The organism is Rhodobacter sp. 4.3.4 (assembly GCF_058724655.1).
The window spans coordinates 115,969-127,160 of the sequence record NZ_JBZXDU010000003.1; the positions used below are offsets into that span (position 1 = coordinate 115,969).

Below are 11,192 nucleotides of genomic sequence, written 5' to 3' on the forward strand. Positions count from 1 at the left end.
CTAAGCCCAATCTTAGGATCTCCATCACGCAGGAATGTGTAGCATTGAGAAAAGCGTGAGTCTATGATGTATTAGCATTTTTTGCCCGGGTCCTGCAGTGGGAACAATTTTGAAATGACAGAAATACCTGTGATGTCGACACGCCGGATCGGTTTGCTGACGCTGCCGCTTACTGACAATTTCGGCGGCATGCTCCAGATTGTGGCCCTCTATAGCTTTCTAAACGCAGAGGGGTGGGAGCCTGTCCTGTTCCGCACGGCGCCTCGTCGTTCTCACTTACAACTGTTGTTGGCGGCGCTTTTGCGACGCGTTCCCTTCCAAAATCTCCGTGGCATTCGTGGGCGGGAATTGATCCGTCGTGTTCACGCGCCTTTCTTGGAACGCTACCTGCCTGAAGTGACCCCCATCCTCCGATCAACCGAGAGACTCTCCGCCGAGGCGAAGCAGCGCGGGCTGAGCGCCTTCATTGTAGGCAGCGACCAAGTCTGGCGGCCGAGGTACGTGCAAGGAGGCGATCCGCTCAATTATTTCCTCGACTTCGTCGAGGATGAAGTAACCAAGATTTCCTACGCGGCCTCGTTTGGCACTTCGCATTGGGAGGAGGAGGCACTTACTGAACGCGTCTCTCGGGCGATTGGCCGGTTTCGTACGGTTACGGTGCGCGAGGAGAGCGGTCTGCGGATATGTAGGGAGCGCCTTGGCCGGGCCGATGCTGCTCTTGTGCTCGATCCGACCTTTCTGATGCCGCAGTCATTTTACGAGCAGATGATGCCCAACGCCACGCACGGAGACAGCAAGCGGGTGACGAAATACGTGCTCGACGAAACTCCAATCCTCGAAGAACTTGAAGCGCAAGCGCTTTCCATGCTCGGGCTAGGGGCGGTTTCGCAGGGCATAGGACCGAGCAAAGGGCGTAGTCGCCTGACCGTAGGAGCGTGGTTAAGAGCTTTTCGCGATGCCGATTTCGTGGTAACCGATTCTTTCCACGGCATGGTGTTCTCGGTCATTTTCAGACGTCAGTTCGTCGTTTTGATCAACGAGGAAAGGGGAGCAGACCGTTTCCGCTCGCTCGCTTCTCAGCTTGGTCTTGAGGATCGCTTAGTACCCGCCGGAGGTATAGCACGTCTGCCGCGCGAAATGATCGATTACGATGCGGTGTCGAGCAGATTGGCGGAGCGAAAGGATGCTTCCATCGCGTTACTGCGGTATGCGCTCGATACAACTTCGAAAAACAGGAGAGATCTAAAGAATGCAACATAACCTCTCCAAGTTTCTACTGGTGACAAGGATCGGTAAGCGTAGTTTGCATCGGCAATGGTTGGACGGCCCGCGTGAATTCGACGTGTTTTTCAGTTGTTATGATCGAAATCTACCCCAGATCGAAGGCCCTGGCATTCGTTTCGAATACCGCCCCGGACACAAGATTGAAGGTTACGGACGTTTTTTGAACGATCCGGAGACGCGGTGGCGTTATTACGATTTTATTTGCCTGATGGACGAAGACTTGCTCGCCGATACCGAAACGCTAAACAGGATGTTTCGGATGTGTGAGGAATATCAGCTTAAAATCGCCCAGCCTGCATTGACATTGAGAAGCCATTTCACCTTTGCAGCGCTACTGGAACAGCCTGAATGGAAGCTACGCTTCGTCAACTATATCGAGATGATGTGTCCTGTTTTTCGGCGCGATGCGCTAGAGGCTGTTGGACCGACTTATTCTCTGGGATACGAAAGCGGGATTGACCTCGTCTGGTGCAATCTCGTCTTTAGCTCAGAACGGGATTTCGCCGTGCTCGACAGCTGTCCTATAACGCACACTGAGCCGGTAGGCAAGCGAATGTCAGAAAACGGTTTCAGTGACGCGCGCAGTTACGAAACTGATATTTTTGCGGTGCTCGATCGGTTCGGAATTCCGTGGTTCAGTTGCACACCTTATGCCGCGGTTACGCTCTCTGGCAAGCTCGTCACTTCTCATTTTCGCTTAGTGTTAGCAACCTTTCGGCTGTTGCGGGCAGTGCCTGCTCAAAACGGGTTACGGAAACGCTTGCGTCCGATTCTTGACCATATCCGTCATGTGATGTTTCGACCGGCGCGAAACGTGAGGATCAATTACCCAGAGGTGAGGTGATGTGGTGGACGGCCCCCCACCCGCCCGCCCCTGAGGCATTCTGGGGCTGTCGCAGCAAACGAGCGGAGGGTGCTGTGCCCCCCGATAACTCGTCCATCTGATGCTAGAGTCCGTCCCAATGAGAGGACCGGACATGAAGAGATCGAAGTTCACCGAAGAGCAGATCATTGCGATCCTGCGAGAGCAGGAGGCGGGTGCGACGACGGCAGAGGTCTGCCGCAGGCACGGGATCAGTAGTGGCACGTTCTATGCCTGGAAGGCGAAGTTCGGCGGCATGGAGCCTTCGGAGGCAAAGCGCCTGAAGGCCCTCGAAGACGAGAACGGCAAGCTGAAGCGGCTGCTTGCCGAAGCGATGCTCGACAACACCGCGCTGAAGGATCTTCTGTCAAAAAAGTGGTGACGCCCGCCGCCAGGCGCGAAGCCGTCGCCCATCTCAAACAGCGTTACGAGATGAGCGAGCGGCGGGCGTGTTCCGTGATCGGGGCAGATCGGTCGTCAGTGCGGTATCGGCATAGGCGCCCCGATGATGCTGCGTTGCGCGATGTGCTGCGCGCCGCCGCCGAGACGCACCGAAGGTTCGGGTATCGACGCCTGCATGTCATTCTGCGCCGCGATGGCCATGTGCTGAACCGCAAGCGCACGCAGCGGCTCTACCGTGAGGAGGGGCTTGCGGTGCGTCGGCGTCGCGGCCGCAAACGTGCCATCGGCACACGGGCACCGCTGGTGACCGAGGCTGTGGCGAACGCGCGCTGGTCGGTCGATCCTCGCCATGGGCCTCGAACCAGTGGCGGTTCCATGGCTCGATCCAGGACCAGTTCGCCGACGGGCGGCGTTTCCGCATTCTGAACGTGATCGACGATGTCACCAAGGAGAGCTTGGCCGCGGTGGTCGACACCTCGATTTCCGGCCGCCGCGTTGCCCGGGAATTGACGGCGCTGATCGCGCGGCGCGGAAAGCCCGGCGTGATCGTTTCGGACAATGGAACCGAGTTCACTTCGAACGCGATCCTCGAATGGGCCGAGAAGATGCAGGTGAAGTGGCACTACATCGCGCCCGGCAAGCCCATGCAAAACGGGAATTGCGAGGCGTTCAACGGCCGGATGCGTGACGAACTGCTGAACGAGACCCTGTTCTTCGGCATCGACCATGCGCGCGCGGCTGTCGCCCGCTGGACCCACATCTACAACACCGAGCGCCCTCATTCAGCCCTCGGTTATCAGGCCCCGGCGGTCTTCGCCGCCCAACTCAACGCAATGGGCGATCAGCTTCGCGCAACTGAACTGCTGCGCAGATCGCCCATTGCTCCGTCGGCGCAACCGCGCCAAATTCAGCAAAGGACTCTGGTTTCAGCCGGATGAACATCAGGGGTCACAGCAGCGGGCACAATATCCGCAAGATCTTGGCCTGGCTGCGGACGATTTTGTTGCGCCTAATCGCGGCGTCGATGGCCGCGATCATATACCTGAAGCCGCGTGATCAGGGTTGTTCAGGGCGAACTCATTGGACGGTCTCGCACAAAGTGAGAATTCCTTCGGCCTGTTTGTGCCAACTGAAACGGGCGGATCGCTCGCTTGCCATTTCTGCGCGCCTCTGCCACTCGCCGACATCGTCCATGATCGAGCTGATCGCGGCGGCAATACTCTCCCCGTTCTCAGGCTGGAAATACACTGCTGCATCGCCGCATCGCTCCCGCAGGCTGGGAATGTCCGACACCAATGCTGGACAGCCGAAGCTCATCGCTTCGATTGGAGGCAGGGGCGAAGCTTCATAGAACGAGGGAAACAGCAGGAAACGCGCTCGGCGAAAGGCATCGTAAACTTTCTCGGGATCATTAACCTGCCCGCGGAATTCCAGCCGCTTTGCCAGATGGGTTGGCACATCGACGTTCACTCCTTCAAAGCTCGCCCCATTGGCCCCGATCACTACGAAGCGCATCTCGGGATAGGCTTCCAGAAACGCAACAGCCGCACTCAGCAGTCCTTCGGCGTTCTTGCGTCGAGTCAGCGAGCCGACGTAGAGCCCATAGCCGCGATCTTGCATCGGAACCAGTGGTTCGGTCCTGAGGCTGTCCGCGACGTGGTCGGGCAGCCCGCCATTTTGCAAAGAACTCAAGCGGGAATCGCCGGATAAAAACGGATAGGCCGCGCAAATGGCGCTCTGCTCTGCCTCCGAAACTGTCACCACGCGATCCGCCCGACGCAGAATTTGCGGGATTAGAATATTATAGAAGTAGCGAAACTTCCAATTGTAGGCCGTCGGAAAATATTTGTAGGACAGATCGTGTATGATAACCACGGTAGGGCGCCCCTTGGCCCACAATCGCAGCAATGGCGCCGTGTTCCCAAGACAAAGCAAGGGCTCGTTTCCCACTAGGCGCGGAAGATCGAACTGTTCCCAAGCATGGCCTGATAACTGCCCCACCCGCTCGGCTCGAAGGGCCTTTAGCTCTAGCGGCGCAACTATATCGCCCTTCGACGGCAAGAGCAGCCGTGGTGCAGTCATGCGTCCAGAATCGACCATTTCGTCGAATGTCAACAACAACTCCCTCGCAACTCTCTGGACGCCCGTTACCGGCTGGAGAAGGAAACGTCCGTTGATGGAAAATAGTGGGGTCTGAACCATGCTCATGTCTCTAAGTGCTTGATTGACGTGACACTGCTCAATCTGGAGCAGCGTGTCAGAAGTTCTCCACTTGCCCCGCGCCCCTGCAGCCCGTTCCAAGCATTTGGTTCATTGTTCTCGGGCATTTCCAGCAAACCGCGTTAAAAAACGGCAGCAAGACGATGGCCACGCAATCAACGCCCGAGAGTTGCCGGGTGAGCAAGCGCACATTGATTACATAATCGTTTTTCATGGAAACCCCGTGGCCGCTCGAAACCGGATCATACCCAAAGCAACGGACCATGAAATGTTGCGCGGAGTCAAGTGAAGTGGTGGAGGGGCCGTCCACCACTTCACTTGACTGGTGAAGGCACCCCCTCCAACCCGGTTCAGACGCCGCGCAGCGCGCTTTCGGGGGCTGCCGGTCGTAGAGCGGGATCAGTCGGACACAAGACCTGAGGCGGCGAAAATGAACGGCGAAGCGAAAAACGAAGAAAAAGACGGAAAAGTCATCAGGTGCCTTTTTATTAACGATTTCTTCCGTTTTTGGCGCTTCCGCGCTATGACTCTGCCCGATCCTCGCCCCCATACTGGAGATCGCAATGACCTGCACCTGACCCCTGAAAACGAAAACGCCGGGGTGTTGGCGCATCCCGACGTGGACGTGATGTGGAAGGCCGAAGCCCACCAGCATTGACGACTGGTTCATAGCATTTCCTGCGGCTCGCCGCAAGGAAACGCCCGGCTTCAGCTCCCCTCGAACCGGACCCTGTGACAGCAAGAGAAGCATCGCTTCGGGCGCGTTTTTTCGCACGTCCGGGGGCTGGCCTTCTCGTGCCTGTCGATCGGGTCCGCCTCCCACGGACCGCCCGACCCGGGCGGCTCTGCCCCGAAGAATGAGGACACCGGAAATGGCTGACAAAGACCAGAATGACGAACCCCTGAATGGCGAGATCCTGCCGCCCGAGGACACCGCCCCCTTGATCGCGCAAGAGACCGTCCAGACCGAGGAAACGGTCGAGGGCGAGCTCAGCCCGATGGGGGAGATCATCACGGAAATCACCGATTTGCTGGCCGCGCTGCCCGGCGACTGCGCCGAGATCAAGCATGGCATCGAGGAGTGCCTGATCGACGTACATCTGGAATTCGAAGACGTGGTGTCCCGCGAGAGCATCGCCCGGCGTCAGATCGCCACCCTCAAGCGGAGCCTGCGCCACGAGAAGGAGCAGGCGAAGCTCCTGCGCCACAATATCTTCGTCGGTGGATCCGACAACAATTACCAGGACATCGAGGACGGCACCCTCGATCTGCCCGACGACGACATCGACGAGGAGGAAGAGACGCCGAAAGCGCGCAAGGGCAAGCAGAAGCGGAAAATGCCCAAGGACATCAAGACCATCGAGATCAAGCATTATCCGGAGCAGACGCACTGCCCCTGCGGGGGCGAGCTGAAGGAGATCGGCCACTGGATCTCCACCCAGCTCAGGGTCATCCCGGAGCATCATGTCTTGGAAAAGCACATCTACTTCCGCTGCGCCTGCAACCGCAGCGCCGCCTGCAAGGAGCACAAGCCCTTGTCCGCACATGCCGAGGGCTTCATCGGCCGGAGGCGCACGATCACGCCGAGGACCGTGGTGGAGGCGGTCTGCCAGAAATTTTACGAACACTCGACGCATTACCGCCAGCGGCGTCGACTGGACAACGCCGGGTTCAACGTGGCGCGCCAGACGCTTAGCCGCAACGCGACCCACATCGCGGGCTTTCTGGAGCCGGTGTGCGATGAAATCTGGCGGCACGTGACCAGCGGGCATGCGGCGCACATGGACGAGACGCCGTTGCGCACGCAGGCCGAAGGGGGCTGCGAGACCACCTGGCTCTGGGGTCTGTGCCGCGATGAACGTGGCTGGAACAAAGAGGCCGAACCGGCGGTTTATTTCGAGCACGACGCCTCGCGTGGAGGGCATGTCGCGGAGCGCATGCTCGAGGGCGCGCTGATCGACACCCTCCAGATCGACGGCTGGAAGGCCTACAACCGGATCCGCCGGGTGCCGGGGCAGAACGACGGGGTGGAGATCGCGCGCTGCATGGCGCATGCGCGCCGCAAGTTCACCGACAGCCAAAAGGCCGCGCCGAGCACCCTTGCGAAGCGCGTGATCAAGGGGCTCAAGGCCGTCTATGAGGTCGAGGAACGGGTCTATGGCTGCCCGCCCGAGGAGCGCCAGGCGCTGCGCCTCGCCGAGGCGCTGCCGGTCCTCGAAAAGATCCGTGCGGACCTGCTGCGGGTCCAACCCGATCTGGCCAAGGGCAGCCTGAAGACTGCCGTCAAATACTTCCTGAGCGGCTGGGAGGATGTGACCCGGTACGTTTATGACGGCCGGCTCGCGATCGACAACAACCCCGTCGAACGCTGCATGCGCGGGATTGCCCTTTCGAAAAAGAACTCGCTCTTTGCCGGCAACCTCATGGCTGCGAAGAACTGAGCCATCTTCTATTCCTTGATCGAGACCGCGCGGCTGAACGGCGTCGACCCCTTCCGCTATCTGAGCTGGGTCATCGATCAGATCGAAAAGGGGCGTGAGCTGACCGATTACAGCCAGCTGATGCCCTGGCATTACAAGGCCGCCAACGAGGCCCCGTCGCGAGGGAAGGCGGCCTGACCTCGCGCCCCTGATCGCCGCCTCCGGGGCGGCGATTCCACCCCGCGACAGGCGGATATCGTGTTTTGAGCCGGGCCCCGGGATCGGGGTACCGGCCCAAAACCGTGCGCGCTCGCCTTCTGCCTTCCCAAGCGCCGCGTTGCCCGTGCCTCCCGGTTACGGAGCCTTTCTCATGCTCCCCGACACATTTGACCGCCGCCGCGCCCACCGCAGGGCCTCGCGTTCGAGGCGCACGCCGGTCGCGCTCATCTCCATCCCATTTTGTCCCCCGCAGGCAGGCCGACACCCCGTCCGGTCCGCAGGAACAGCACCGCCATCGTCCCGTATGAGGGCCGAGGGGGGCAGCATCCGCGCGGCGACAGCCCGCGGCACTGGTCTCGAACCGACCGTAGCCGGTTCGCGCTCCCCAACTCCGTCACATCCTGATCGCCGCAGGCGGTCCGGCATCCCGTCGGGTCCGCAGGAGCATCATTGGCATCGCCCCGTATGAGAGCTGGGCGCGGTATCCGCGACCCGCGGCAGCGGTCCCGAACCCGGCGCTCAGCCGGTCAGCGCCCGCCTCCTCCACCGTTCCGATCATCGCGCGATTCGACCCCGGGCGCGGAATTGCGCCAAGAATCTTGCCGCTCAGGGGGCGAAAATCGGGGTTTATCGGGCCGATGCACCGCTTACGCTCCACCCTTGCCTCCTCAACAGCAACGGCATCGATGTAATCCTGAAGGACTATCTGTTGCGCCGGATGGGTGAAGCGCACCGTCGCGAGCCAGCGCCGGTAGGCACCCGTCCATCCCTTCTTGCCGGGATAGATCCGGCCGTGGCGCAAAAGGAAGCCCTGAAGGTGCTGGCGCGCCTCGCCCGCCACCCGCATCGCTGTCGCCCTGGCCCGGACCAGATCGCGCATCGCTCCATGCGCGGCATCTGGAACCCAGACCGCCGTCAACTCTCCAGCCCGATGCAGCTTGGCCAGCATCACCGCATCGCGGCGGTCAGTCTTGACCCGGTCGCCCGCCCTCACAGGGATAAGCGATGGCGCCACCACGATTCAGTCGTGCCCCATCTCGACAAGCTGCCGGTGGAGACCATAGCCGCAAGGCCCCGCCTCATAACAGAAATGAAGCCGCGCTCCGCCTTCCGCCAGCTTCTCGACCAGCTTGCGCACATGATCAGACCTGTGCGGCACCGTCCCCCAATGGCGGACCTCGCCGCCGCGTTCGCCCCGCGCAATCGCCACCGAGATCGTCGCCTTGTGGACATCCAGCCCAATGAACGTGCTATTCTGCATGTGGTCTCTCCCCCATTCTTGAGGCTCGGCGCCAGCCAATCTGGCGCAACCCTAGAACGGAGAATGCCGCGGGAGAAGCCGCCGACCCAGTCAGCTCACAACGCGATCATGCGGTCTAGGTAAGCGCCTGCGGCGGCTGGCGGTCGACCGGCAACCAGGGATCGGCCCCGGCATGGATCACCACGACGCTGCCGCTTTGCAAAAAGCGCAGTAAGCCGCGCTAGCCGGGCCTCGATCTCGGACCCGAGCGCAGCGCGCAACCGGTCGCGCAGATCGACACATCCGGCGCCAGACCGATCGGCCCGATGTCGAAACTGGCCATCGTCTGCAGCCCGCCATTGCGAAACCAGCGCGCCGCCTCGGTCTCGAGGGCATCAAGAAAGCGCAGAAGCGTCTCTTCGTGGTTGCCAGAAGGCAGTGCAGCTGTTCGCGCCGCGCATGGACCAGCCGCAGCACCTAGGAGCTTTGCTCGCCGCAGTCGATCAGATCGCCGTCGGACATCACCCTGGCCTCGGGATCCGCGCGCGACCCGGTCCAACAGCCGCTCGAAGGGGCCCAACATGCCATGTACATCCCCAATCACCGACAGCTTGCCTCTGGCCGTGGCCGCGGATACGGCGTGTCAACCCGCTTCGGCGCGGGGGCTGTTTTTTCCGAAACGGTCGCAACACCCCGCGAAGAACCATGTCGAAATCCCTTCTGCCCACCCGGCTCTCTTTACGTGTATTGGGCGAATCGCCTGCACCGAATTGCTACTGTGTCCGAAAATAGGCAGCGCGCGGCGAATGCCACCCCGCAGCAGCGCGCCAAGCCCCCCGGTCGCTCAGTTGACCAATATTTTGCACTATTTTAAAGCAAGCCAGCGCAAAGGCCACCCTGCGGAGTTGATGGATTGCCGCTTTTGGGACATATTTGAACCACTTTTGTTAACGAGGGCTTAACGGCCGTGGGTTTCCGGGTGTCTCCGGGAGTTTCAGAAGAAACGCTCTGCAATCAGCTATCCGGTTCGAATTTCAAGACCGCCTTTGGGAGGGCTTTATGGCGTTCAACGACATCGCTGCCACGACAGTTGACTTCGCCGAACACGAGTATCCTCATGCGCGCTTCACCGGCAGGCACAGAGGCCTTTATGCCCGGTTCGGAAAGCGGGTGACGGATATTTTCCTCAGCCTGCTGATGTTGCCGGTACTGCTGCCGATCATCGCGCTGCTATGGCTGCTGATCCGCATCGACGGCAAGGCCGCCTTCTTCTGCCAGCCCCGGGTCGGTCGCGACGGTCGGGTGTTCAATTGCTACAAGTTCCGCACCATGGTCCCCGATGCCGAGCGCGTCTTGGCCGAGATGTGCGCCGCCGATCCCGCGGTGGCAGCAGAATGGAACACCTTCCAGAAGCTGCGCAACGACCCCCGCATCACCGCCATCGGCCGGGTGCTACGCAAGACCAGCCTGGATGAGTTGCCGCAGATCATCAACGTGCTGAAGGGCGACATGAGCCTTGTCGGGCCGCGTCCTTTCATGCCCTCGCAAGACGCGCTTTACCGCAGCGAGGGCGGCCGAGCCTATTACCACCTGCGCCCGGGCATCACCGGTCTGTGGCAGATCTTCAGCCGTCACGACACCACCTTTGCCTCGCGTGTGCGTTTTGACGAGACCTATGGCGCGAAACTCTCGATGCGCGGCGATCTGGCCTTAATCTTGCGCACCGCGACGGTGGTGGTCTCGCGGACTGGGAACTGATGCTACTTTGCGCACCCTGTTGCAAAAGCCCTGCCGCAGTGCAGGGCTTTCCTCTATCTGAATGCTAACCTGCGGTGAGCGCGGCACAGCGCAACATCCTTGTTTGGCTCCTTCATGCAAGAACCTTATGAGCGTGTTGGTATTTGATCGGTGCGGCCTTCCTTCGCGCCTCCTTGCGCGGCGACTTGAAAAACGTGTCTCAGAGTGGTGACCTCCAGAGCCGATCCAATCCGAAGTGCGGACTTTGCCAATCCCCGCACCCCAGATCACTTGCTCGCTCCGCTTGGGCCGGAACTTCCTGCAACTCGGATCTTGCGCTTGAGCCGACAAGCAATGAGATAACATATTGTCATGATGAGCTCGCGCCGCCCTGCTTGACGCTGACCGCCCCAAATGGGCGCAGCGTCGGCTTGGCGACAGAATGCCCGAGCGCAAGGCAGCTGTCCTCCTCAGATCTGCCAAATGTTAGCGAAGGTCTGGCGTCACCGGTACAACCCTGACGATTCGGCGCACCACATTTCGCCGAGGAGTTGTGTGGCTTGTGGTGACCGCCGCTACACTTGGTCAATACGACAGCTCGTAGAACGAAAATCACGTTAAATCAGAGATTTGTCAGGTTTCCGCCCCGAGGCAGAGTGACACGAAGAACCTCGCGTCGGCTGGATTAGCAAAAAACTGTTGTTTGGAAGAAAGTTGCGTGCAATGTATAGTCTTGTCGCAAAAAAGCGCAAACAACGCGCCTTCGCGACGAAACCACCAGGGCCCACCAAGAGGCCGAGAGGGCAGA

At 60.3% G+C, this 11,192-nt stretch carries 8 protein-coding genes and 2 pseudogenes; 7 read left to right on the forward strand and 3 right to left on the reverse strand.

The annotated features are described in order from the left end of the window. The first annotated feature begins 132 nt into the window (after positions 1-132). The 3 genes and pseudogenes from AC4PTB_RS18670 (at position 133) to AC4PTB_RS18680 (ending at position 3,486) form a co-directional block, all read left to right on the forward strand. A complete protein-coding gene (locus AC4PTB_RS18670; RefSeq protein ID WP_492192701.1) occupies positions 133-1,260 on the forward strand; it encodes a polysaccharide pyruvyl transferase family protein in 1,128 nt (375 codons plus the stop codon). Beyond that, a complete protein-coding gene (locus tag AC4PTB_RS18675) occupies positions 1,250-2,128 on the forward strand; it encodes a hypothetical protein (RefSeq protein WP_492192702.1) in 879 nt (292 codons plus the stop codon). The genes AC4PTB_RS18670 and AC4PTB_RS18675 overlap by 11 nt, the downstream gene beginning before the upstream one ends. Before the next feature lie 133 nt (positions 2,129-2,261). Then, positions 2,262-3,486 (forward strand): annotated as a pseudogene (locus tag AC4PTB_RS18680) (IS3 family transposase). A gap of 139 nt (positions 3,487-3,625) precedes the next feature. On the opposite strand, the gene AC4PTB_RS18685 reads toward AC4PTB_RS18680, so the two are convergent. Both AC4PTB_RS18685 and AC4PTB_RS18690 read right to left on the reverse strand, forming a co-directional pair. Beyond that, positions 3,626-4,756: a glycosyltransferase family 4 protein gene (locus tag AC4PTB_RS18685; RefSeq protein ID WP_492192703.1), complete on the reverse strand. Its 1,131-nt coding sequence runs from the start codon at positions 4,754-4,756 to the stop codon at positions 3,626-3,628. A gap of 49 nt (positions 4,757-4,805) precedes the next feature. Then, positions 4,806-4,982: a hypothetical protein gene (locus AC4PTB_RS18690; RefSeq protein ID WP_492192704.1), complete on the reverse strand. Its 177-nt coding sequence runs from the start codon at positions 4,980-4,982 to the stop codon at positions 4,806-4,808. A gap of 216 nt (positions 4,983-5,198) precedes the next feature. On the opposite strand from AC4PTB_RS18690, the gene AC4PTB_RS18695 reads away from it, so the two are divergent. The 3 genes from AC4PTB_RS18695 (at position 5,199) to AC4PTB_RS18705 (ending at position 7,386) form a co-directional block, all read left to right on the forward strand. After that, complete coding sequence (locus AC4PTB_RS18695) at positions 5,199-5,426, forward strand: hypothetical protein (protein WP_492192705.1); 228 nt, start codon at positions 5,199-5,201, stop codon at positions 5,424-5,426. A gap of 199 nt (positions 5,427-5,625) precedes the next feature. Further along, positions 5,626-7,209, forward strand: a complete 1,584-nt coding sequence (tnpC, locus tag AC4PTB_RS18700; RefSeq protein WP_492192706.1) for an IS66 family transposase — start codon at positions 5,626-5,628, stop codon at positions 7,207-7,209. Positions 7,210-7,224: 15 nt separating this feature from the next. Then, on the forward strand, positions 7,225-7,386 hold the full coding sequence (locus AC4PTB_RS18705) for a transposase domain-containing protein (protein ID WP_492192707.1): 162 nt from the start codon (positions 7,225-7,227) through the stop codon (positions 7,384-7,386). Positions 7,387-8,056: 670 nt separating this feature from the next. Here the strand turns inward: AC4PTB_RS18705 and AC4PTB_RS18710 are convergent. Then, positions 8,057-8,668: pseudogene (locus tag AC4PTB_RS18710) on the reverse strand (IS110 family transposase); the annotation flags it as partial. Between the two features lie 1,038 nt (positions 8,669-9,706). Between AC4PTB_RS18710 and AC4PTB_RS18715 the strand changes: the two are divergent. Next, positions 9,707-10,405, forward strand: coding sequence for a sugar transferase (locus AC4PTB_RS18715; RefSeq protein WP_492192708.1), 699 nt, complete (start codon positions 9,707-9,709; stop codon positions 10,403-10,405). Positions 10,406-11,192: the final 787 nt, after the last annotated feature.